General features: G+C 74.1%; 18 protein-coding genes and 1 riboswitch. Of the genes, 9 read left to right on the top strand and 9 right to left on the bottom strand.

The genetic code is table 11. From position 1 onward, the window contains the following. Positions 1-21 precede the first annotated feature (21 nt). Positions 22-1,431, bottom strand: a complete 1,410-nt coding sequence (locus ACFYZL_RS12720; RefSeq protein WP_384749482.1) for a hypothetical protein — start codon at positions 1,429-1,431, stop codon at positions 22-24. A gap of 117 nt (positions 1,432-1,548) precedes the next feature. Continuing rightward, positions 1,549-2,679 carry an alpha/beta hydrolase gene (locus ACFYZL_RS12715; RefSeq protein WP_388678523.1) on the bottom strand — a complete coding sequence of 377 codons (1,131 nt, stop codon included), beginning with the start codon at positions 2,677-2,679 and terminating at the stop codon, positions 1,549-1,551. 333 nt (positions 2,680-3,012) lie between these two features. Between ACFYZL_RS12715 and ACFYZL_RS12710 the strand changes: the two genes are divergently transcribed. The 7 genes from ACFYZL_RS12710 (at position 3,013) to ACFYZL_RS12680 (ending at position 11,781) form a co-directional block, all read left to right on the top strand. Then, positions 3,013-4,281 carry an anion permease gene (locus tag ACFYZL_RS12710; protein WP_384749476.1) on the top strand — a complete coding sequence of 423 codons (1,269 nt, stop codon included), beginning with the start codon at positions 3,013-3,015 and terminating at the stop codon, positions 4,279-4,281. Between the two features lie 28 nt (positions 4,282-4,309). Beyond that, positions 4,310-4,531 carry a hypothetical protein gene (locus ACFYZL_RS12705; RefSeq protein WP_384749473.1) on the top strand — a complete coding sequence of 74 codons (222 nt, stop codon included), beginning with the start codon at positions 4,310-4,312 and terminating at the stop codon, positions 4,529-4,531. A gap of 153 nt (positions 4,532-4,684) precedes the next feature. Continuing rightward, positions 4,685-4,768: riboswitch (cobalamin riboswitch) on the top strand. Positions 4,769-4,826: 58 nt separating this feature from the next. Next, on the top strand, positions 4,827-5,813 hold the full coding sequence (locus ACFYZL_RS12700) for a cobalamin biosynthesis protein (protein WP_388678518.1): 987 nt from the start codon (positions 4,827-4,829) through the stop codon (positions 5,811-5,813). Then, the gene (locus tag ACFYZL_RS12695; RefSeq protein ID WP_384759223.1) at positions 5,810-7,330 is read left to right on the top strand and encodes a cobyric acid synthase; all 1,521 of its coding nucleotides are present in this window, start codon (positions 5,810-5,812) and stop codon (positions 7,328-7,330) included. The genes ACFYZL_RS12700 and ACFYZL_RS12695 overlap by 4 nt, the downstream gene beginning before the upstream one ends. A 268-nt stretch (positions 7,331-7,598) precedes the next feature. Continuing rightward, entirely contained in the window at positions 7,599-9,731 is a 2,133-nt protein-coding gene (locus ACFYZL_RS12690) for a putative cobaltochelatase (protein WP_384759013.1), read from the top strand. Continuing rightward, positions 9,731-10,330 (top strand): cob(I)yrinic acid a,c-diamide adenosyltransferase, encoded by a 600-nt coding sequence (gene cobO, locus ACFYZL_RS12685; RefSeq protein WP_079425618.1) that lies wholly within the window; start codon positions 9,731-9,733, stop codon positions 10,328-10,330. Before ACFYZL_RS12690 ends, cobO begins: the two co-directional genes overlap by 1 nt. Positions 10,331-10,341: 11 nt before the next feature. Then, positions 10,342-11,781, top strand: coding sequence for a cobyrinate a,c-diamide synthase (locus tag ACFYZL_RS12680; RefSeq protein ID WP_388678631.1), 1,440 nt, complete (start codon positions 10,342-10,344; stop codon positions 11,779-11,781). Positions 11,782-11,783: 2 nt separating this feature from the next. On the opposite strand, the gene ACFYZL_RS12675 is transcribed toward ACFYZL_RS12680, so the two are convergent. Then, positions 11,784-12,515: a ZIP family metal transporter gene (locus ACFYZL_RS12675; RefSeq protein ID WP_384759093.1), complete on the bottom strand. Its 732-nt coding sequence runs from the start codon at positions 12,513-12,515 to the stop codon at positions 11,784-11,786. A 92-nt stretch (positions 12,516-12,607) separates the two neighbouring features. Here ACFYZL_RS12675 and cobC point away from each other — a divergent pair, with 92 nt between their 5' ends. Next, complete coding sequence (cobC, locus tag ACFYZL_RS12670; RefSeq protein ID WP_384759090.1) at positions 12,608-14,029, top strand: Rv2231c family pyridoxal phosphate-dependent protein CobC; 1,422 nt, start codon at positions 12,608-12,610, stop codon at positions 14,027-14,029. Between the two features lie 717 nt (positions 14,030-14,746). Here the strand turns inward: cobC and ACFYZL_RS12665 are convergent. Together ACFYZL_RS12665 and ACFYZL_RS12660 are read right to left on the bottom strand one after the other, a co-directional pair. Then, positions 14,747-15,622, bottom strand: coding sequence for an SCO1860 family LAETG-anchored protein (locus ACFYZL_RS12665; RefSeq protein WP_388678512.1), 876 nt, complete (start codon positions 15,620-15,622; stop codon positions 14,747-14,749). A 259-nt stretch (positions 15,623-15,881) separates the two neighbouring features. Further along, positions 15,882-16,967 carry an amidohydrolase family protein gene (locus ACFYZL_RS12660; RefSeq protein ID WP_388678509.1) on the bottom strand — a complete coding sequence of 362 codons (1,086 nt, stop codon included), beginning with the start codon at positions 16,965-16,967 and terminating at the stop codon, positions 15,882-15,884. A gap of 87 nt (positions 16,968-17,054) precedes the next feature. On the opposite strand from ACFYZL_RS12660, the gene ACFYZL_RS12655 reads away from it, so the two are divergent. Beyond that, positions 17,055-18,140 (top strand): aminotransferase class V-fold PLP-dependent enzyme, encoded by a 1,086-nt coding sequence (locus ACFYZL_RS12655; RefSeq protein WP_388678506.1) that lies wholly within the window; start codon positions 17,055-17,057, stop codon positions 18,138-18,140. A gap of 3 nt (positions 18,141-18,143) precedes the next feature. Here the strand turns inward: ACFYZL_RS12655 and ACFYZL_RS12650 are convergent, their stop codons facing one another. From ACFYZL_RS12650 to ACFYZL_RS12635, 4 genes are all read right to left on the bottom strand, one after another. After that, complete coding sequence (locus ACFYZL_RS12650; RefSeq protein ID WP_384750888.1) at positions 18,144-19,199, bottom strand: aminotransferase class V-fold PLP-dependent enzyme; 1,056 nt, start codon at positions 19,197-19,199, stop codon at positions 18,144-18,146. Positions 19,200-19,269: 70 nt separating this feature from the next. Beyond that, complete coding sequence (locus ACFYZL_RS12645) at positions 19,270-19,974, bottom strand: DsbA family oxidoreductase (RefSeq protein WP_384750885.1); 705 nt, start codon at positions 19,972-19,974, stop codon at positions 19,270-19,272. 57 nt (positions 19,975-20,031) lie between these two features. Further along, positions 20,032-20,520, bottom strand: coding sequence for a GNAT family N-acetyltransferase (locus tag ACFYZL_RS12640; protein ID WP_388678502.1), 489 nt, complete (start codon positions 20,518-20,520; stop codon positions 20,032-20,034). A 70-nt stretch (positions 20,521-20,590) separates the two neighbouring features. Continuing rightward, a complete protein-coding gene (locus ACFYZL_RS12635; RefSeq protein WP_384750879.1) occupies positions 20,591-22,039 on the bottom strand; it encodes a peptidoglycan D,D-transpeptidase FtsI family protein in 1,449 nt (482 codons plus the stop codon). Positions 22,040-22,097 lie beyond the last annotated feature (58 nt).

Genomic DNA, 22,097 nt, shown 5'->3' with positions numbered 1-22,097 from the left:
CGTACGCGCGTGGCGCTGCCGTCAGACTCCGCCGGTGTGGACCTGGAAGGCGGCCCGGCGGACCGCCTTGGCCAGGGCCGGGTCCGGGTGGGCCGCGGCCAGCGCGACCAGCACCTGCACGGTGCGCGGGTGGCCGACCGCGCGGACCTCGTCCAGCAGTCGGGGCACGGTGGTGCGCACGGCCGAGTCCAGGTGGCGCGCCAGCAGCTCGGCTTCGCCGTGGTCGGCGATGGCGGCCGCGGTGTCCACCCAGAGCCAGGTCGACTCCTCGGCGGTGAGCACGTCCTGCGCCTCGTCGGGGTCGACCCCGTCGTGCTCGGCGAGCCAGAGCAGGGCGTAGGGGCGCAGGGCCGGTTCGCGTACGGCGGCGCGCACCTCGGGCTCGGCGGGGGCGCCGACGACGCGCAGCGCCTCGAAGGCGAGCCCGCGCAGCAGGGCGTCCTCGCCGCGGGCGGCGTGCAGCAGCTCGCTGACGGCGTGACCGACGGGCCGGGCCGCGAGCCAGGCCCGGTACTCGGCGCGGGCGGGTCCGGGGGTGAGCCGGGCGCAGCCGTGCAGCATGGCGGCGGCGGACTGCTCGATGTTGCCGGCCGGGCTCTGCGCGGCGACGCAGATCTGCTCCAGCTTGACCCAGACCGCCCAACTCCCGAGGGGGGTGAGCGCGGCCCGCGCGGGGCCCAGGGTGACGGCGTCCACGGCGGCGAGTCCCCCGAGCGCCCAGCGCAACAGCCGGGCGAGCGGGACGGCGGCGGTCCCGGCGTCGACCGTGGACGGGGACCGGTCCTCGTACGGCACCTCGCAGCGCTCGTCGCGCAGTTCGGCGACGCGCTGTCCGAGCAGGTCGAGCAGGTCGGGGACGGTCACGGGGCCGGCCGACAGCTGGAGCAGGGAGAGGAGTTGGGGCATGGCCTCGACGACCTCGGCGACGGCCTCGGGGGCGATGTCGGCGGGGGCGGGGTGCACCAGCGACCAGGCGTCGAAGAGGGCGACCCAGCCGCGCAGGACGGCGGAGTCGTCGCGGTCCCAGGCGCGCAGCCGCCAGCCGGGCCGGGCGTGACCGCCGTGGACCTCGACGAGGCCGGCGAGCCGGGCGCGGTCCCAGCCGACGCGGATCTGGCCGTGCGTCAGGTTCAGTTCCCCGGCGGCGCGTTCGACGTCGACGGCGGGCAGGGCGCCCGCGGGCGCGGGCCTGCCCCCGTCGCCGGCGCCGAGGTTGAGTTCGGCCCAGCGGCTCAGGCGTACGGCGTCGGCGAGCGAGGCGCGGGCCCGGTTCGCGAGGTCGGCCGTGGCGGGCGTGCCGGCCGGGGGCCGCTGGGCGGGCCGGGTGCGTCGGTCGGTCACCGCCTTGCGGGCCGCGGCGACCGAGCGCGGGGAGACGAGTCGGAGTCTGGAGTCGCGAGCCAACTGCTCATCAGGCTTTCGGGACGTCACGGAAGCAGTCTCGCCCGTCACCGGCCGAAAGCCCAAACGGAATCGGCCATTGTCACGGCGCTCCGGGGTGACAGACCCGGACAACCTCCCCTCGGACCCTCCCCCGCCTCACGGGCTTCACATCAAAGGGGTGAGGAAACGGCGCAGGGCTTCCTCGTAACCCGCCGGGTCCGCGTTCCACATCGCGCCGTGCTCGACCCCGTCGACGGTGTGCAGCTGGACGAGGTCGGGGCGGGCGGCGGCGAGCCGGCGGGAGGGTTCCCAGGGGGCGATCGTGTCGTCGGGCCCGTGGAAGATCAGGACGGGGATGCGCAGCGCGCCCGGGTCGGAGCCGGGCGGCCGGCGGTCGGCGCGGAGCCCGGCGCGACCTTCGGCGGCCCAGACGGCGAGCGGCACGACCGGGGCCGGGGTGCGGCGGGCCACGGCGAGCCTGCGCAGGGTCTCGTGCCAGTCGAGCACGGGCGAGTCGAGGACCAGCCCGGAGATCCGGTCGGCCAGCGCGGAGCGCTCGGCCGCGTGCAGGGCCATGGTGGCGCCGGTGGACCAGCCGTGCAGGATCACCCGCCGGGCTCCGTAGCGCAGGGCGTAGCGGATCGCGGCGTCCACGTCGCGCCACTCCGATTCACCGAGGTGGCCGATGCCGTCCGGGGAGGCGGGGGCGCCGAGGTCGCCGCGGTAGGCGAGGTCGAGGACGGGGAAGCGGCTGCGGTGCAGGAAGGGCATGACCACCATCGGGTGCTCCCGACTGCTCCCGAGGCCGTGCACGGTGATCACCCAGGTGTCGCGGTCTTCGGGCACGAACCAGGCGGGCAACGCCCCGAGCTCCCCGGGGACGTCCACGTCGGCGTGGTCGAGTCCGAGGGCGGTGCGCGGGTTGCCGATGTGGACCTGGGGGGTGATCCGGACCCGGGTGCCGGGGTCGAGGGTGCCGTGGGTGACGCCGACGAGTCGGCGCACGACGGCGTCGGGGTCGTGCTCGGTCCCGGTGATCACGGACCCGACCACGGCGTGCACCCCGGGTGCGGTCAAGCCGTAGGTGCCGGGGCGCAGGGAGGCGAGGGTGCGGGTCAGCGTGATCCGTCCGGCGGCGGTGGAGTGGACGGTGAGCCGGGCGCCGCCGGGCAGTGGGCGACCCGGCTCGGGCCGCAGGGCCGCGTCCGCGGCGTACCGGCCGGCCGCGACGGCGGCCGCGCCGGCTCCCAGGAGGGTCGTGGTGACGGCCGCTGCCGTCGCTGTGGCGGTACGCACCGTTCCAGTGTCGGGGCGTGAGCACCGGCGGGCCACTGGAGGAGATCGTTCCGCGGCCTGCCCGCGAGGTGCTCGGGGCGTGCGTCGGGCGGCGTGATCTAGGTCTCTTTCGACACCCCGGGCAGGGGGTCGTATACGCCGGCGCGCGGGGGCGGAGGGGTTCGTTCACCCCGCTTTGACGTGCATTTATCGAGTTATCTACGGGAGAATCAGGACGAATGATCCGTTCGGGCCACTGGCCGGTACACCGCTCCGCCCATGCCAGTTCATCTTCCGTTCACCCAGGTTGCCTACGGTCGGCGAGCCACTGACGTCAAACAGAAGCCTGGGTAAATGGAGCACATAACGCTTCTCCTCGGGATCGTGATCATCACCGCTCTCGTGTTCGACTTCACGAACGGTTTCCACGACACAGCCAACGCGATGGCCACCACCATCTCGACCGGCGCCCTCAAGCCCAAGACGGCGGTGGCGATGTCCGCCGTGCTCAACCTGGTCGGCGCGTTCATGTCCGTCGAGGTCGCCAAGACGATCTCCAAGGGCCTGATCAACGAGGACGGCATCCAGCCGGAAGTGATCTTCGCGGCCCTGGTCGGCGCGATCCTCTGGAATCTCGTCACCTGGCTGGTCGGTCTCCCCTCCAGCTCCTCGCACGCCCTGATGGGCGGCCTGATCGGTGCCGCGGTCGCCTCCGCCGGCATCGGCGCGGTCAACGGCAGCGTCGTCGTCACCAAGGTGCTGATCCCCGCCGTCGCCGCCCCGATCGTGGCCGGTGTGGCCTCGATGCTGGCCGCCCGGGTCACCTACAAGCTCGGTGGCAAGGTCGGTGCGAAGACCTCCACGAAGGGCTACCGCGCAGGCCAGATCGCCTCGGCCGGTCTCGTCTCCCTGGCGCACGGCACCAACGACGCGCAGAAGACGATGGGCATCATCACCCTCGCGCTCATCGCCGGTGGCGCCCTGGACTCGGGTGCGAACCCGCCGGTCTGGGTCATCGTCTCCGCCGGTCTGGCCATCGCGCTGGGCACCTCCCTGGGCGGCTGGCGCATCATCCGCACCATGGGCTCCGGCCTGACCGACCTGCAGCCGCAGCAGGGCTTCGCCGCCCAGACCTCGGCCGCCAGCGTCATCCTGGCCTCCTCCTCCCTCGGCTTCTCCCTCTCCACCACCCACGCGTGCTCCGGCGCCGTCATGGGTGCGGGCCTGGGACGCAAGGGCGGCGTGGTCCGCTGGTCCACCGCCACCCGCATGTTCATCGCCTGGGGCCTGACCCTGCCGGCCGCCGCTCTGGTCTCCGCGGGCGCCGAGCTGGTCATGCGCACGGGTGACGTCGGCGTCGCCGCGGTCGCGGTCTTCCTGGTCGCCTCCTGCGCCGCCATCTGGTTCATCTCGCGCCGCCAGGTCGTCGACCACAACAACGTCAACGACGTGCCGTCGACCGACGCCGAGGCGCCGGGTGTGGTCACCACGGCCATGGCAGCCGTCACCGTCCCGCCGACCGTCGCCGCCGCGGGCACCACCGCCGCCGTGACGGATGAGGACCTCAAGGCCACCATCCCGGCCGCGACGACGACCCCCGCGGCTCCGGCCGCAGCGGTCTGACCCCGAGAACGACAGAGGAATCAGCGGTATGAAGATCGACTGGGAAGCCCTCGGCTCCGTCTTCGGAGTGAGCCTCTCCGCCACCGTCGCCCTCGTGGCCCTGTTCACCCTGGGCCTGGTGGGCCTGTCCAAGCACGAGGCCGCCACCGAGCAGGGCGGCAGCGCCACCCTCGCCCGCAGCGGTGCCTACGCCTGCTTCGCGCTCGTCGCGGTGGCCGTGGGCTACGGGATCTACCTGATCGTCTCGTAGGACACGGATGCCTCGGGCACGAGGCACCACATGTGAACGCTCCCTCCGGGTTTCTCCCGGGGGGAGTTTTCGCGTACCCCGCCGCAGGTCAACGGCGAGTTGACGGGCGTTCGCGGTGCGTGGTGGACTGCCCGAGCCAATACGGCGGCATGGAGAGGAAGTCCGGTGCGATTCCGGCGCGGTCCCGCCACTGTCACCGGGGCACTCCGCCGAGTGCGCCCCGGGAGCCAGGAACTCTCGCCGCCGGACACGTCGAACCAGGGCGCGGACCCTGAGTGAGGACATACCTGCCACCATGCGTGCCGATCGCGTCTTCGCGTACGGCGCCGCGGCGGGCCTGATCGGCGACCGGATCCTCGGTGATCCGCGCCGCGGGCACCCCGTGGCCGCCTTCGGACGAACCGCCGCCGCCGTCGAGCGCGCCCTGTGGCGCGACGACCGCGCCCGGGGCCTCCTGCACACCCTGGTGTGCGCCGGGGGCGCCGCCGCCGTCGGCGCGCTCGGCGCCCGCGCCGTGCGCTCCCGGCCCGCGGCCGCCCGTGTCGCCCTGACCGCCGCCGCCACCTGGGCCGTCGTCGGCGGCACCTCGCTCGGCCGGGAGGCCCGCGCCATCGGCGGCGCGCTCGCCGCCGGGGACGCCGAGGTGGCCCGGGAACGGCTGCCGCACCTGTGCGGGCGCGACCCGCAGGCCCTGGACGAACAGCAGATGGCCCGCGCCGTCGTGGAGTCGGTCGCGGAGAACACCTCCGACGCGGTGGTCGGCGCCCTGGTGTGGGGAGCCGTGGCCGGCGTTCCCGGGCTGCTGTTCTTCCGCGCCGTGAACACCCTGGACGCGATGGTCGGCCACAAGTCCCCCCGCTACCTGCGCTACGGCTGGGCCTCCGCCCGCCTCGACGACCTGGCGGGCTGGCCGGGATCCCGACTCACGGCCCTCGCCGCGGTGGCGGCCGGCCCGGACCGTCGGGGGGCGGTCCGGGCCTGGCGCGCGGACGCGGCCGAACACCCCAGCCCCAACGCCGGACCGGTGGAGGCCTCCTTCGCCGGCGCGCTCGGCGTACGGCTCGGCGGGACCTTGTCGTACGGCGGACGCGTCGAGCACCGGGCCGTCCTCAACGGCGGAACGGGGCGGCCCGTCGAGGTCGCCGACATCGAACGGGCGGTACGGCTGTCGCGGCGGGTGACCTGGCTGGCGCTGGGCGCCTGCGTCGCGGCGCGGACGCTGGTGTCCCGTACATCTCGCACATCTCGTACATCGCGTACTTCACGAAGGGGGCGCGCATGAACGGCGCGAGGCGCGGCGGCGGACTGCTGGTCGCGGGCACCACGTCCGACGCGGGCAAGAGCGTGGTCACGGCCGGCATCTGCCGCTGGCTGGTCCGCCAGGGCGTGAAGGTGGCGCCCTTCAAGGCGCAGAACATGTCGCTGAACTCCTTCGTGACCCTGGAGGGCGCCGAGATCGGGCGCGCCCAGGCCATGCAGGCGCAGGCCGCCCGTGTGGAGCCGACCGCGCTGATGAACCCGGTCCTGCTCAAGCCCGGCAGCGACCGCAGCAGCCAGGTGGTGCTGCTGGGCAAGCCGGTCGGCGAGATGAGCGCCCGCGGCTACCACGGCGGCCGGCAGGAACAGCTCCTCGGCATCGTCACGGACTGCCTGGAGCAGCTGCGGGGCACGTATGACGCCGTGATCTGCGAGGGGGCGGGCAGTCCGGCCGAGATCAACCTGCGCCGGACCGACATCGTGAACATGGGCATCGCACGGGCCGCGCGGTTCCCGGTGGTCGTGGTCGGGGACATCGACCGGGGCGGGGTCTTCGCGTCCTTCTTCGGTACGACGGCACTGCTGTCGCCCGAGGACCAGTCGCTGATCGCCGGCTACATGGTGAACAAGTTCCGGGGCGACGTCTCGCTGCTGGAGCCCGGCATGGAGATGCTGCGCTCCCTCACCGGGCGGGCGACGTACGGCGTCCTCCCCTTCCGGCACGGGCTCGGGATCGACGAGGAGGACGGGCTGCGGGTCTCCCTGCGCGGCGCGGTGCGCGAATCGGTCGTGGCCCCGCCGGTCGGCGAGGACGTGCTGCGGGTCGCGGTCTGCGCGGTGCCGTTGATGTCGAACTTCACGGACGTCGACGCGCTCGCGGCGGAGCCGGGGGTCGTGGTGCGGTTCGTGGACCGGGCCGAGGAACTGGCGGACGCGGACCTGGTCGTCGTACCGGGTACCCGCGGCACGGTGAAGGCCCTGGAGTGGCTCCGCGAACGCGGACTCGCGGACGCGCTCGCGCGGCGGGCCGCGGAGGGGCGGCCGGTGCTGGGCATCTGCGGCGGGTTCCAGGTGCTGGGCGAGCACATCGAGGACGAGGTCGAATCGAAGGCGGGCTCGGTCGCGGGGCTGGGGCTGCTGCCGGTCCGCGTGCGCTTCGCCGTGGAGAAGACCCTGGCCCGGCCTTCGGGGTCCGCGCTGGGCGAGCCCGTCGACGGGTACGAGATCCACCACGGCGTGGCCGAAGTCCTGGGCGGGGAGCCGTTCCTGGACGGGTGCCGGGTGGGGTCGGTGTGGGGAACCCACTGGCACGGCTCGCTGGAGTCGGACGGCTTTAGGCGGGCGTTCCTGCGGGAGGTCGCGGCCGCTGCGGGCCGCCGCTTCGTGCCGTCCCCGGACACCTCCTTCTCCGCGCTGCGCGAGGAACAGCTGGACCTGCTGGGCGATCTCATCGAGGAGCACGCGGACACCGCTGCGCTGCTCGGCCTGATCGAGTCCGGCGCTCCGGCGGGCCTCCCGTTCCTCCCTCCGGGCGCGCCGTGAGGGCGGGGGCCCTGCGGGCGGCCTTCCCCCACCCCACCCCTTCCCGAAACCGGGGCTCCGCCCAGGATCCCTGCGGCAGGCGAACCAAGCCCCGCCGGCGTTTGAGGCGCGGGGTCCGGGGCGGAGCCCCGGGGAACGGTGGAAGAGCGGGTAGGGGACCCGGCTCCGCGCAGCGGCACCCGCGTCCCGGCCACCCCGCGCACACGCCGACACCCCGCACCCGCACCCGCACCCGCACCCGCACCAACACAGAAGGAGTGAGCACCGCATGAGCACGCCCTACCCGTTCACCGCAGTGGTCGGCCAGACCGACCTGCGGCTGGCGCTCCTGCTCAACGCCGTGAGCCCCGCCGTCGGTGGGGTGCTCGTGCGCGGTGAGAAGGGGACCGCCAAGTCCACCGCCGTGCGCGCCCTCTCGGCCCTGCTGCCGCAGGTCGACGTCGTCCCCGGATGCCGGTTCAGCTGCGCCCCGGCGGCGCCGGACCCCGCCTGCCCCGACGGCCCGCACGAGCCCGGCGCCGGCGACGCCCGCCCGGCCCGGATGGTGGAGCTGCCCGTCGGCGCCTCCGAGGACCGCCTCGTCGGCGCCCTCGACATCGAACGGGCCCTGTCCGAGGGCGTGAAGGCCTTCGAGCCCGGGCTGCTCGCCGACGCCCACCGCGGCATCCTCTACGTGGACGAGGTCAACCTCCTCCACGACCACCTGATCGACCTCCTCCTCGACGCCGCCGCGATGGGCGCCTCGTACGTGGAGCGCGAGGGCGTCTCGGTCCGCCACGCCGCCCGCTTCCTCCTCGTCGGCACGATGAACCCGGAGGAGGGCGAGCTGCGGCCGCAGCTCCTGGACCGGTTCGGGCTGACCGTCGAGGTCGCGGCCTCCCGCGAGCCCGCCCAGCGGGTGGAGGTGGTGCGCCGCCGGCTCGCGTACGAGGACGATCCGGCGGGCTTCGCGACCCGCTGGGCCGACGACGAACACGAGGTCCGCGCCCGCGTGGTGGCCGCCCGTGCGCTGCTCCCTAAGGTCGTGCTCGGCGACAACGCGCTGCTCCGGATCGCCGCGACCTGCGCCGGCTTCGAGGTCGACGGCATGCGGGCCGACATCGTGATGGCCCGGACGGCGACCGCGCTGGCGGCCTGGGCCGGACGGACCGAGGTGCGCAAGGAGGACGTGCGCCAGGCGGCCCTGCTGGCGCTCCCCCACCGGCGGCGCCGCAACCCCTTCGACGCTCCGGGCCTGGACGAGGACAAGCTGGACGAGATCCTCGACCGGTTCCCCGACGAGGAGCCGGAGCCCGAGCCCGAGCCGGACGGCCCCGAGCCCGAGCCGGAGGGGCCGGACGACAACGGCGGCGGCCCCGACGGGGGCGGCGGCGTACCCCCGCAGGGCGGCCCCGAGGGCGGCGGCCCGGCGGAGGCGCCCGAGGAGCCCGCGGAAGCACCCGAGGAAGCCCCCGCGGAGGCACCCGAGCAGCGGCCCGAGGCCCCGCAGCCCTCCGCCCAAGGAGGCGGCGCGGCTCCCGAGCAGGCCGCCGTACGGGCCGCCGAGCCGTTCCGGACCAAGGTGCTGAGCGTGCCGGGGCTCGGCGAGGGCGCGGCCGGACGCCGTTCGCGCGCCCGTACCGCCCACGGCCGGACCACCGGCTCGCAGCGGCCCCGGGGCCAACTGACGAAGCTGCACCTGGCGGCCACCGTGCACGCGGCCGCCCCGCACCAGAAGGCGCGCGGCCGGTCCGGGCGCGGGCTGGTCATCCGCAAGGACGACCTGCGGCAGGCGACGCGGGAGGGCCGCGAGGGCAACCTCGTGCTGTTCTGCGTCGACGCCTCGGGCTCGATGGCCGCCCGGCAGCGCATGGGTGCCGTCAAGGGGGCCGTGCTCTCGCTGCTGCTGGACGCCTACCAGCGCCGGGACAAGGTCGGCCTCATCACGTTCCGCGGCTCCGGCGCCGAGCTGGCGCTGCCGCCCACCTCCTCGGTGGACGCGGCTGCGGCCCGGCTGGAGCAGCTGCCGACCGGCGGGCGCACCCCGCTCGCCGCGGGGCTGCTGAAGGCGCACGAGGTGCTGCGGATCGAGCGGCTGCGCGACCCGAGCCGCCGTCCGCTGCTCGTGGTCGTCACCGACGGCCGTGCCACGTCGGCCGGGCCCGTCGGCGGTGACCCGCGCGAGCTGTCGGGGCGCAGTGCCCGGCTGCTGGCCGCGGAGGGCGTCGCGTCGGTGGTCGTGGACTGCGAGTCCGGGCCGGTCCGGCTGGGGCTGGCCGGGGTGCTGGCCGCCGACCTCGGCGCGCCCGCCGTCACCCTCGACGGGCTGCGGGCCGACTCGCTCGCCGGGCTCGTGAAGAACGTACGTACCGCAGTGACCCACACTGCGTCACTCAACAGCGTCTCCAGGAGGGCCGCGTAATGCCGCAGGGACAGCCGACCGTCGTTCCGGACGACGGGCTCACGACGCGCCAGCGCCGCAACCGTCCGCTCGTCTTCGTCCACACCGGCCCCGGCAAGGGCAAGTCCACGGCGGCCTTCGGGCTGGCGCTGCGCGCCTGGAACCAGGGCTGGCCGATCGGGGTGTTCCAGTTCGTCAAGTCGGCGAAGTGGAAGGTCGGCGAGGAGAACGCGCTCAAGGTGCTCGGCGCCTCCGGCGAGGGCGGCTCCGTCGTCTGGCACAAGATGGGCGAGGGCTGGTCCTGGGTCCAGCGGGACGCCCAGCTCGACAACGAGCAGGCCGCCAAGGAGGGATGGGAGCAGGTCAAGCGCGACCTGGCCGCCGAGACGCACAAGCTGTATGTGCTCGACGAGTTCGCGTACCCGATGCACTGGGGCTGGATCGACGTCGACGAGGTCATCGAGGTGCTGCGGAACCGTCCCGGCACGCAGCACGTGGTGATCACCGGCCGCAACGCGCCGGAGAAGCTGCTGGAGTTCGCGGACCTCGTCACCGAGATGACCAAGGTCAAGCACCCGATGGACGCCGGCCAGAAGGGCCAGAAGGGCATCGAGTGGTGACCTCGTTCGACATGCCCCGGCTGGTCGTCGCCGCGCCGTCCTCCGGCAGCGGCAAGACCACCGTCGCCACGGGCCTGATGGCGGCCTTCGCGGAGCGCGGCCTCGCCGTGTCCCCGCACAAGGCCGGGCCGGACTACATCGACCCCGGCTACCACGCGCTCGCCACCGGCCGCCCGGGGCGCAACCTGGACGCCTTCATGTGCGGGCCGGAGCTGGTCGCCCCGCTGTTCGCGCACGGGGCCGCCGGGTGCGACCTCGCCGTGGTCGAGGGCGTGATGGGGCTGTACGACGGCGCGGCGGGCCGGGGTGAGCTGGCGTCGACGGCGCAGGTGGCGAAGTTGCTGCGGGCGCCGGTGGTGCTGGTGGTCGACGCCTCGTCGCAGTCGCGGTCGGTGGCGGCGCTGGTGCACGGCTTCGCGTCCTTCGACCCGCAGGTGCGGCTGGGGGGCGTGATCCTGAACAAGGTCGGCTCCGACCGGCACGAGGCGATGCTGCGCGAGGCCCTGGAGGAGGCGGGGATGCCGGTGCTCGGCGTCCTGCGGCGTGCTCCCCAGGTGGCCGCGCCGTCCCGGCACCTGGGCCTGGTACCGGTCGCCGAACGGCGGGCGGATGCCGTGGCGGCCGTTTCGGCGCTGGCCGAGCAGGTCCGGGCCGGGTGCGACCTCGACGCCCTGATGGCGTTGGCCCGCACGGCCCCTGTACTGGCGTGCGAGCCGTGGTCGCCTGCGAGTGCGCTGGGCGGCGTCTGGGGCTCCGCCGCAGGCCCCGCTCCTCAAACGCCACATCCAGCCTCGCCGGCGTTTGAGGCGCGGGGGTCCGGGGGCGGAGCCCCCGGCAGCGGCGCCGCGCCGGTCGTCGCCGTCGCGGGCGGGGCCGCGTTCACTTTCTCGTACGCCGAGCACGCCGAGCTGCTGCAAGCCGCAGGGGCGGAGGTCGTCACCTTCGACCCGCTCCGGGACGAGGCGCTGCCCGAGGGAACGAGTGGTCTGGTGATCGGCGGGGGGTTCCCCGAGGTCTACGCCCCGGAGCTCTCGGCGAACGAGCCGCTCCGCGCGGCCGTGGCGGCCTTCGCCGCGCAGGGCGGCCCGGTCGCGGCCGAGTGCGCCGGGCTGCTCTACCTCGCGCGGTCCCTCGACGGGAAGCCCATGTGCGGGGTGCTCGACGCCGACGCGCGGATGTCGGAGCGCCTCACCCTGGGCTACCGCGAAGCCGTGGCGGTGTCCGACAGCGCGCTCGCGCCCGCCGGGACCCGGCTGCGCGGGCACGAGTTCCACCGCACGGTGATCGAGCCGGGTGCCGGTGCGGCCCCCGCGTGGGGGTTCACGCACCCGGAGCGCCGCGTCGAGGGCTTCGTACAGCAGGGCGTGCACGCCAGCTATCTGCACACGCACTGGGCGGCGGAGCCTTCGGTCGCGCGCCGGTTCGTGGAAGCGGCGGCGAAGCGGCCGTGAGATCAGTCCGCGAGGCCCACCACGAGCCAGATCCCGGCCACCCCGCCCACCGTGCACAGCAGCGTGGACAGGGCAGGGTGCTTGTGGTGGGCCTCGGGCAGGATCTCGGCGGCGGCCAGGTACAGCAGCACCCCTCCGAAGAATCCGAGGTACGCGCCGAGGGGTTCCTCCGGAAGTGTGAACAGCAGAGTGGACGCCGCGCCCACCACGGGTGCGGCGGCGTCCGCGAACAGCATCAGTTGGGCCTTGCGGCGGTCGTTGCCGTAGAGGCTCGTCAGCGTGTACGTGTTGAACCCGTCGGCGAAGTCGTGGGTGATGACGGCCAGCGCCACGGCCACCCCCATTCCCCCGCCGACCTGGAAGGCGGCGCCCAGCGCGATGCCGTCGGCGAGGCTGTGGCCGACCATGGCCGCCGCCGCGGTGAGGCCGACCTGTGGGACACGGTGGCCGTGGCCGTTCTCGGCGCCGTGCGCGGCCTGGCGTACGGCGAGGAGCCGTTCGGCGACGTGCGCGACGAGGAACCCGGCCACGAAGAGCAGCAGGGCGAGCGGGACGCCGAGGAACTCGTCGCCCGCCGCGTGCAGGGCCTCCGGGAGCAGGTCGAGACCGACCACGCCGAGCATGAGCCCGCCGGCCAGGCCCAGCACGAGGTGGCGGCGGTCGGTGACGCGCTGCGCCGCCCATCCGCCCGCCAGCGTCATGAGGAACGCGCCCAACGCCACGATCACGGCCATGTGGCCTTGAATACCGACTCCCGGCCCCGCGCGCACGTCCGCGCGCGGGTGGCGGGCGGCGGATTGTTGACGATACGGAGGGAGGATCCCCGGTGGGCGAGTACGTGACGCAGCTGGTGGTCGGGGTCGGCGGACGGGCGGGGGTCTCCGTGGCGGAGGTCTGCGCCCTGGTGGAGGAGACCCTGCGCGGGGCCGGGTTGGCCTCGGAGTCGGTGACGGCGCTCGCCACGGTGGAGTCGAAGGCGGCCGAGGCGGGGCTGGCGGGTGCGGCGGAACGTTTCGGCGTGCCGCTGATCGGCTATCCCGCGGAGCAGCTGGCCGCGATCACGGTGCCGCACCCCTCGGAAGCGGTGCGGGTGGAGACCGGCACCCCTTCGGTGGCGGAGGCCGCGGCGCTGGCGGCCGGCGGCGAACTCCTCGTACCGAAGCGGCGGTCGGTGGCGGCGACCTGCGCGGTCGCCACGGCGCAGACGCACGACCTGCGGCACCACGGGGACGCCGAGGTCATCGACGCGGGCTCGGGGCTGGTGGACCTGGCGGTCAACGTACGGTCGGACACGCCCCCGGAGTGGCTCAAGCAGCGGATCGCGGCCTCGCTGGGGGATCTCGCCGCCTACCCTGACGGCCGGTCGGCGCGTGCGGCGGTGGCGGCGCGGCACGGGCTGCCGGTCGAGCGGGTGCTGCTGACGGCCGGGGCGGCGGAGGCGTTCGTATTGATCGCGCGGGCGCTGGGGGCCGTACGGCCGGTGGTGGTGCATCCCCAGTTCACCGAGCCGGAGGCGGCCCTGCGGGATGCGGGGCACCGGGTGGAGCGGGTGCTGCTGACGGCGGAGGACGGGTTCCGGCTGGACCCGGCGTTGGTGCCGGAGGAGGCGGACCTGGTGGTGGTGGGCAACCCCACCAACCCGACGTCGGTCCTGCACCCGGCGGCGACGCTGGCCGCGCTGGCCCGGCCGGGGCGGATCCTGGTGGTCGACGAGGCGTTCATGGACGCCGTTCCGGGCGAACGGGAGGCCCTGGCGGGGCGGACCGACGTGCCGGGGCTGGTGGTGCTGCGGAGCCTGACGAAGACCTGGGGGCTGGCGGGGCTGCGGATCGGCTACGTACTGGCCGAGCCGGAGGTGATCGCGAAGCTGGCCGCGGCTCAGCCGCTGTGGCCGGTGTCGACCCCGGCGCTGGTGGCGGCCGAGGCGTGCGTCTCGCCGGCGGCGCTGGCCGAGGCGGAGGCGGCGGCGCGGCGGATCGGGGTGGACCGGGAGCATCTGCTGGCCGGGCTGGCGGAGTTCGACGAGGTGTCGGTGGTGGGGGTGGCTGAGGGCCCGTTCGTCCTGATCCGGGTGGCGGACGCGGCGGAGGTCCGGACGCGGCTGCGCGGCCTGGGCTTCGCGGTGCGGCGGGGGGACACGTTTCCCGGTCTGGACCGGTCGTGGCTCCGGCTGGCGGTCCGGGACCGCGCCACCACGGGGCGGCTGCTCCAGGCCCTCGACCACGCCCTTGCGCTGGCCGCGCCTTGACCGGCCCCGCCTGACCCGCCCTCCCACCCCTCCCGGGGCTCCGCCCCGCACCCCGCGCGGGCTTGGACGCACCGCCCCTGGCCCCGGGTCCTCGGGCTGATGTGCCTCCGGCGGCGCCTCAAACGCCGGCGGGGCTGGATTCGGCTGCCACCGTCCGCCAGGTGCGGGCCGAATCAAGCCTCGCCGGGGCACCATCCAGCCTCGCCGGCGTTTGAGGCGCGGGGTCTGGGGCGGGCGCCGGGCAACTCCAGCCCGTCCGGCGTCTGAGGACCGGGGGTCCGAGGACCTTTCCAGCCTCGCCGGCGTTTGAGGCGCGGGGTCTGGGGCGGAGCCCCAGGACGGGTCCGGGCGGAGCCCGGGGAACGGTGGAAGGGCGGGTAGGGGACGGCTCCGCGCAGCGGCACCCCCTTGGCCGGGGCGGGCCGGGGTGCCGTCGGGGCCGGGCGCGCGCCGGGGCACCTCCTCGGGCGTCGAACGGGGTGCGGCACCGGCAAGCGCAGCGGGGTGCGTTCGACGCCCTGCGGGGGCGCCCCACCGCACACCCGACCCCGACGGCGCGGGAGGGCGAGTGGGGGCGCCCCACCGCACACCCGACGGCACGGCGGTACGCGCAAGGGCCGGTACGCGGAGCACCGGCGTTCGGTGCCTTGCCGTACACCCGAACCCCGGCGGCGCGGAGTCGCTGAGCACCCCCCTCCTGGTGCTCAGCGGCGCCCGCTACGACGGCCGGCGGCTCACGACCAGCGCCCCCGCGCCGATGCCGAGCAGGATCAGCGCGCCGCCCGCGACGTACGGGGTCGGTGAACCGCCACCCGTTTCGGCGAGGTTCGCGTGGGTCGTGGACGTGTTCGTGGTCGTCGTCTGCGGCTTGATGTCCGGCTTCGGCGCCGCCGGGGACTCGCAGTGCGCCTCGGCCAGCACGATCTCCCCCTCCACCTCGGCCACGTTGAGCTTCAGCGGGTTCACGGACACCTTCAGCCGCAGCGCGGTCGCGGCGGCGGTCGTGGAGGTGGTCTGCGTACCGGACAGTTCCAGCGTGACCAGGCCCACCCCGGGGACCTCGACCTTGGTCGGGGGCCCGCCCGCGGTCACGGTGGTCTTCTTGCCGAGCGCGGTCACCGACCCGAGGACGTTCGAGGTGGCCACCGGCTGCTTCCCGGCCTCGCAGACGGCCTTGGAGGTGACCTTCTCCACCTCGATGAGGGAGAGCGCGGGCAGGCCCGGCACGTGCACCCTGGCCTTCGCGAGGTTGGCCTCGGCTTCGGCCCGGTTCTTGTCGGCGGTCGCCTTGGAGGTGGCCACGTCGGCGCGCAGGACGCTGACCGGTGCTCCGCCCTCGACCCCGTCGAGGGTGACGGTCAGCGCCGTCTTCTCCGCCGTCGCGGGGGCGTTCACCTCGTTGAGGGTCGCTTTCAGCGGTACGTGCACGGTCTTGTTGAGCAGGCCCACGTCCAGTCCGGTGCTCAGGACGACGGCGCCCGCCTTGCCCTCGCCGCCGCCTCCCGTGGCGGAGGCGGGTGGGGCGGCGAGCAGGGCGACCGCTCCCGTGGCGAGGAGGACGGCCGCGGGCATGCGGAAGGTATCGCGGTTCAAGGTGGTGGAACCCCCGAGGAGATGGGTGCCGTCACGTCGCCAATGGGGGACATCGCGCGTCGACGGCCTACCCTCGGAATCTTTACGCACTGTGGGTGAACGGGTGGGCACCTGCCGTCACTTCACCCCAAAGGGTGGTTTTCGGGTGTGCATTCGATTCTTCGCGCCTCCTGAGGAACAGGGGTTCTCTCCCGTACCGGGCGGGGGCGAGTTCAACGACCGCCCGGTGTGGATGTCACGCCTGCCGTCAACGGGGCGATCAGGAGCGGACCTTGCCGTTCACCACCACGCGCAGCGGCTCGGCGAGCACCCGTACGTCGGCCCTCGGATCGCTGCCGTACACCACGAGGTCGGCCGGTGCGCCCTCGGTGAGGCCCGGCCTGCCGAGCCATTCGCGCGCCGCCCAGGCCGTGGCCGAGAGGGCGTCCAGGGCGGGGATTCCGGCCTTGACGAGCTCCGCGACCTCGGCCGCGACGAGACCGTGCGGCAAGGAGCCGCCCGCGTCGGTGCCCACGTACACCTCGATGCCCGCGTCGTACGCCGCGCGGACGGTGTCGTAGCGCCGCTCGTGGAGCCGGCGCATGTGTGCCGACCAGTTCGGGAACTTCGCCTCGCCGCCGGCGGCCAGCTTCGGGAAGGTCGCGATGTTCACGAGCGTCGGGACGATGGCCACCCCGCGCTCGGCGAACAGCGGGATGGTGTCCTCGGTGAGGCCGGTGGCGTGTTCGACGCAGTCGATGCCCGCCTCGACCAGGTCGCGCAGCGAGTCCTCGGCGAAGCAGTGGGCCGTGACCCGGGCTCCCAGCCGGTGCGCCTCGGAGATGGCGGCCTCGACCTCGGCGCGCGGCCAGCAGGCCGTGAGGTCCCCGGCGTCACGGTCGATCCAGTCGCCGACGAGCTTGACCCAACCGTCGCCGCGCCGCGCCTCGCGGCCGACGTACTCGACGAGGTCGGCCGGCTCGATCTCGTGCGCGTAGTTGCGGATGTAGCGGCGGGTGCGCGCGATGTGCCGGCCCGCCCGGATGATCTTCGGGAGGTCCTCGCGGTCGTCGACCCAGCGGGTGTCCGAGGGGGATCCGGCGTCGCGGATGAGGAGGGTGCCGGCGTCCCGGTCGGTGAGGGCCTGGCGTTCGGCGGTCTCGGCGTCGACCGCGCCGTGGGCGTCGAGCCCCACGTGGCAGTGCGCGTCGACCAGTCCGGGCAGGACCCAGCCGGTCACCGTGGTGACCTCGCGGGCCGTGCGCGGGCGCTCGTACGAGACCCGCCCGTCGACCACCCAGAGCTCGTCGAGGACCTCGTCGGGACCGACGAGGACCCGCCCCTTCACGTGCAGCACATCGCTCATGTCGGCACTGTAACGGCGTGCTGGGTAGGCTCTGGAGGTATCGCCGGACGTATCCGGACACCCCCGGACGAAGAGAGAAGCACCCACGTGTCCCACCCCCTCCTGGACCTCCCGCCGCTGACCGCGGAGCGTTTCGCGTCGATCGAACGGGGGGTCGCCGAGCTGCTCTCCACCCGGCACGACGTGGTGATCACCCAGGGCGAGGCACTGCTGCCGTTGGAGGGGTGCATCCGCTCGGGCGCCCGGCCCGGCTCGACCGCGCTGAACGTGGTCACCGGGCCGTACGGGACCACGTTCGGCAATTGGCTGCGCGACTGCGGGGCGACCGTGGTGGACCTGGAGGTCCCCTTCGACACCGCCGTGACGGCCGGGGCGGTCGCGCGGGCGCTGGCCGCGCACCCGGAGATCGACTTCGTTTCGCTGGTCCACGCGGAGGCGGCGACGGGGAACACGAACCCGGTCGCGGAGATCGGCGAGGCCGTACGCGAGCACGGCGCGCTGTTCATGGTGGACGCGGTGGCCTCGGTCGGCGCGGAACCGCTGCTGGTGGACGCCTGGGGCGTGGACCTGTGCGTGATCGGCGCGCAGAAGGCGATGGGCGGCCCGGCCGGGGTGTCGGCGGTGTCGGTCTCGGACCGCGCGTGGGCCCGCTTCGCCGAGAACCCCGCGGCTCCGCGCCGCTCCTACCTCTCGCTCCTCGACTGGAAGGAGCGCTGGATCGACACGGGGCGCAAGGCGCTGCCCCACGCCCCGGCGCAGCTGGAGATGCTGGCGTTGGAGGCGTGCCTGGGCCGGATCGCGCAGGAGGGGCCGTCCGCGGTGATGGCCCGGCACGCGGCCGCCGCGGCGGCGACCCGGGCGGGTGCGGCCCTGCTGGGGCTCGCCCCGTACGTGGGTCGGGCGGCGGAGGCCGCGCCGGTGGCCACCACCCTGCGGGCCGAGGAGGCCTCGCTGGTGGTGGCCAAGGCCCTGGTTGCGGATCCGGCGGCGCCGCTCGCCGCGGGCGGCGGGGCGCTCGCGCGGGAGATGATCCGGGTCAACCACTACGGTCCGGCGGCTTCGCTGCCGGTGGTCCGCGCCTCCCTCTCGGCGCTCGCGGCCGCCGTGGGGGTCGAGCCGGAGCCGGCGCTGGCCGCGGCGGAGTCGGCCTGGGCGGCCTCCCCGGCGCGGTAGCGGTCAGGACAGGGCGTCGAGGAGCCGGTCCACGTCCGCCTCGGTGTTGTACAGGTGGAACGAGGCCCGCAGGGAGCCCGCGCGGGCGGAGGTGGCGATGCCGGCCGCCAGCAGCGCGGGCCCGCGGTCGGCGAGGCCCGGCACGGAGACGATGGCGGCCTCCCCGGGCACGGGTTCGTGGCCGAGGCGGGCGAGGCCGGCCCGGTAGCGGGCGGCCAGGGCGGTGTCGTGGGCGTGAACGGCCCCGATGCCGATCCGCTCCAGCAGGGCCAGCGAGGGCTCGGCCGCGTGGTAGGCGAGGAAGGCCGGGGTCTCGTCGAAGCGGCGGGCCCCTTCGGCCAGTTGGGGCATGGGCCCGTAGATGGAGTCCCACATGGACTCGGCCGCCACCCATCCGGCGTTGATCGGGGTCAGGGTGGGCTGGGCCTCCTCCGACACGGTGAGGTACGAGGCCCCCCGGCCGCCGAGCAGCCATTTGTAGCCGCCGGTGACCGTGTAGTCGTACGGCGAGGCGTCGAAGGGGAGCCAGCCGACCGCCTGGGTCGCGTCGACGAGCATCCGGGCCCCGTGCGCAGTCGTGGCCGCGCGCACGGCGGCCAGGTCGACCGCCCGCCCGTCCGCGGACTGTACGGCGCTGACCGCGACGAGGGCGGTGTCCGGGCCGACGGCCTCTGCGAGGGCTTCGAGCGGAGCGAAGCGCACCTTGAGGTCATCCCGGACCACGAAGGGGTTGATGACGGAGGCGAAGTCGCCCTCCGCGCACAGGACTTCCGCTCCGGACGGCAGCGATGTCGCGACGAGGCCGCCGTGGGTGGAGACGGCCGAGCCCAGGGCGACCCGCCCGGCATCCACGCCGACCAGCCGTGCGAAGGCGGCGCGGACCCGGCCGACGCGGTCGAAGTCGCCGAATCCGGCGGGGATTCCGGCCCCCGCCGCCTCGGCCAGCTCCCGTACGGCCGCGACGGCGGAACGCGGGAGCACCCCGCAACTGGCGGTGTTGAGGTAGGTGGTGGAGTGGGCGAACTCGGCCCGGGCCGCTTCGGAGATCGGAAGGTCCATGGCGTCAACTCTGCGCCAGGATCAACTCAAAGTCCACTGGCGGGTTTTGTTCGCCGACCCCAAGGAATCCTTATGCCTGCGGGACCGTGCAGGCGCCGTCCGGCTCGCACGCCTCGGCAGCGGCCGGCTCCTCGACCTCGCGCCCCGCCCACGCCTGCTCCAAGGCTCGGGTGAACACCTCGGCCGGCTGCCCTCCGGAGATCCCGTAGCGGCGGTCGAGGACGAAGAACGGCACGGCGTTCGCACCCAGTTCGGCGGCCTCGCGCTCATCGGCGCGGACCTCGTCCGCGTAGGCGGAGTCGTCGGCGAGGACGGCGCGGGCCTCGGCCTCGTCCAGCCCGGCCTCGACGGCGAGGGCGACCAGCACCTCGGGGTCGAAGACGGAGCGGACCTCCGCGAAGTTCGCCCGGAAGGCGAGGTCGAGCAGCTCCTCCTGGCGGCCGCGGGCGGCGGCCAGGTGCAGCAGGCGGTGGATGTCGAAGGTGTTGCCGTGGTCACGGCCGTCGGTGCGGTAGTCGAGCCCCTCGGCCCGGGCGGTGGCCGCGACGTGCTCCTCCATGGCGCGCGCCTCGTCCAGGGTCCGGCCGTACTTCTTGGCGAGCATCTCCAGGACGGGGGCGGTGGCGCCCTTGGCGCCGCCCGGGTCCAGCTCGAACGACCGGAAGACGACCTCGACCTGGTCGCGGTGGGCGAATCCGGCCAGCCCCTGGTGGAAGCGGGCCTTGCCGATGTAGCACCACGGGCAGGCGATGTCGCTCCAGATCTCGACGCGCATGTTCCTTCTTCTCTCCGATTGCGGACGGTTTCCGGTTCAACCACTCGCCTGCGCGTCTCATTCCCCGGACGGCGGCACCGTGAGCCACAGGGTGCGGTGGGAGCCCGTTCGGCCGACCGCCGGGTCGGGGAGCCAGCCGTGGCGGGCGTAGAAGGCCTGGGCGCGCAGGTTGTGTTCGTAGACCTCCAGGCGGACCCGACCGATTCCGCCGCGTCTCCAGGCGTCGAGGCAGGCCGCGTGCAGGGCCGCCCCGGTGCCGCGCCGCCAGTGGACCGGGTCGACGTGGAGCTGGGTCAGGGTGGTCTCGCTCTCCGCGGTGAGGAAGGCGGCGACCCCGGTGACCTCGCCGCCCTCCTCGGCGCAGAGCACCCGGCCCTCGGTGGCGGGCCGGGCGACGGCCCGTGACCAGGCCTCCCTGGTCCGGGTGAGTTCGGCTTCACCGGCGTAGGCCTCCTCCGGGATGTGGCCCTGGTAGTAGGTGGCCCGGGCCCTGGTGTGGAGGGCGGCGATGGCGTCGAGGTCGGCGGGTTGCGCGGTCCTGATCATGGGAAGGGGAACGCGCCGGGACCCGTGTCGGTTCCCGGCGCGTCGGCCCTGCCCGTTTCTTCGGCCACGGCTACTTGCCCAGCCACGCCGCCATCATCTTCTGGGCGATGGGGGCGGCCAGCTTGCCGCCGCCGATCTCGGAGCGGTCGGTGTCCGAGTTCTCGATCACGACGGCCACGGCGATCTGCTTGCCGCTCTTCTTTCCGTACGAGGTGAACCAGGCCAGCGGGGAGAGGCTGTTGTTGACGCCGCGCTGGGCGGTTCCGGTCTTGCCTCCCACCTCGGCGCCCGACACCTGGGCCGGCTTGCCGCCGCCCTCGGTGGCGACGGTCCTCATGGCGTCCCGGACCATCGAGGCGGTCTTCTCGCTCATGACCTGCTGCGACTTCGGGTCCTTGAAGCTCTCCAGCGTGTTGCCGCTCGCGTCGGTGACCTCGGAGACCATGTGCGGGGCGACGAGCTTGCCGCCGTTCTCGATCGCGGCCGTCACCATCGCCATCTGGAGCGGGGTGGCCTGCACGTCGAACTGGCCGATACCCGTCTGCGCGACCTGGTCGACGGACATCTTCTTCGACGGGTACTTGCTCGGCGGGTTGGTGCGGACCGGGGTGTCGATCTGCGTGTTGAAGCCGAGCTTCTCGGCCATGGCCCGCATCTTGTCCTGGCCGAGCTTGTGCGCGAGCTCCGCGAAGACGTTGTTGCAGGACAGCCGCAGCGCGGTGCGCGGCGACGCGTTGTTGCAGGCCGCGGAGCCCGCCTCGCTGGGCAGCAGGGTGCGGGTGCCGGGGATCGTGTACGGGTCGGGGGTGCCGGTCGGCTGGTCGAGGTTCGTGACGAGGCCGTTCTCGATCGCCGCCGCGAGGGTGACCAGCTTGAAGGTGGAACCGGGCGCCTGGGGCTTGCGCAGCGCCACGTTCTCCATGGCCTTGCCCTTGTCGGCGGAGAGCTCGGCCCAGGCCTCCTTGTCATTGGCTCCGGTGATGCGGCCGGGGTCGAAGGAGGGGTTGTTGACCACGGCGAGGATCTCGCCGGTCGTGGGGTCGATGGCCACGGCGGCGCCCTGCTTGCCCTGGAGCGCGTCGTAGGCGGCCTTCTGCACGTCCTTGTCGATGGTGGTCAGGACGTTGCCCGGGGCGGCACGCTTGTTGGTGAGCGTGTCCATCATGGTCTTCAGCCGGTTGTCGGAACCGTTGAGGACGTTCTTGTAGATGCCCTCCAGCATGCTCGTGCCGTAGGCCTGGGAGCTGTAGCCGGTGATCGGCGCGTAGAGCGGGCCGTCGGTGTAGGTCCGCTTGTACCCGAAGTCCTTGCCGCCCGTCTGCACCGAGCCGGTGACCGCCTCCCCGCCCACGATGATGTTGCCCAGCGGGTTCTCGTACTGCCCGATGAGGTTCCGTCGGTTGTGCTCGTCGTCTGCGAGGGCCTGGCCTTGGTATGCCTGCACCCAGGTGACGCGGACCAGCAGGGCCAGCACCAGGAGCAGACAGAAGACCGACGCACGCCTGATCGTCTTGTTCATCCCCCTGAAGGACGTCCCAGCCGCCCGGACCGTTCCGCTCTGCCCTGATTGTGGCCGG

This window comes from Streptomyces sp. NPDC001717, from assembly GCF_042892775.1.
Classification (GTDB): domain Bacteria; phylum Actinomycetota; class Actinomycetes; order Streptomycetales; family Streptomycetaceae; genus Streptomyces.
The sequence above is the reverse complement of the archived record's forward strand: the minus strand, read 5'-3'. Positions and strand labels throughout refer to the sequence as shown.

Excerpts from the sequence above, each read along its gene's own strand:
- ACFYZL_RS12705 (WP_384749473.1), top strand. The coding sequence starts at position 4,310 with ATGAAGATCGACTGGGAAGCCCTCGGCTCCGTCTTCGGAGTGAGCCTC.
- ACFYZL_RS12635 (WP_384750879.1), bottom strand. The coding sequence starts at position 22,039 with ATGAACAAGACGATCAGGCGTGCGTCGGTCTTCTGTCTGCTCCTGGTG.
- ACFYZL_RS12650 (WP_384750888.1), bottom strand. The coding sequence starts at position 19,199 with ATGGACCTTCCGATCTCCGAAGCGGCCCGGGCCGAGTTCGCCCACTCC.
- ACFYZL_RS12680 (WP_388678631.1), top strand. The coding sequence starts at position 10,342 with ATGCCCCGGCTGGTCGTCGCCGCGCCGTCCTCCGGCAGCGGCAAGACC.
- ACFYZL_RS12710 (WP_384749476.1), top strand. The coding sequence starts at position 3,013 with ATGGAGCACATAACGCTTCTCCTCGGGATCGTGATCATCACCGCTCTC.
- cobO (WP_079425618.1), top strand. The coding sequence starts at position 9,731 with ATGCCGCAGGGACAGCCGACCGTCGTTCCGGACGACGGGCTCACGACG.
- ACFYZL_RS12675 (WP_384759093.1), bottom strand. The coding sequence starts at position 12,515 with ATGGCCGTGATCGTGGCGTTGGGCGCGTTCCTCATGACGCTGGCGGGC.
- ACFYZL_RS12660 (WP_388678509.1), bottom strand. The coding sequence starts at position 16,967 with ATGAGCGATGTGCTGCACGTGAAGGGGCGGGTCCTCGTCGGTCCCGAC.
- ACFYZL_RS12700 (WP_388678518.1), top strand. The coding sequence starts at position 4,827 with ATGCGTGCCGATCGCGTCTTCGCGTACGGCGCCGCGGCGGGCCTGATC.
- ACFYZL_RS12695 (WP_384759223.1), top strand. The coding sequence starts at position 5,810 with ATGAACGGCGCGAGGCGCGGCGGCGGACTGCTGGTCGCGGGCACCACG.
- ACFYZL_RS12640 (WP_388678502.1), bottom strand. The coding sequence starts at position 20,520 with ATGATCAGGACCGCGCAACCCGCCGACCTCGACGCCATCGCCGCCCTC.
- ACFYZL_RS12690 (WP_384759013.1), top strand. The coding sequence starts at position 7,599 with ATGAGCACGCCCTACCCGTTCACCGCAGTGGTCGGCCAGACCGACCTG.
- ACFYZL_RS12645 (WP_384750885.1), bottom strand. The coding sequence starts at position 19,974 with ATGCGCGTCGAGATCTGGAGCGACATCGCCTGCCCGTGGTGCTACATC.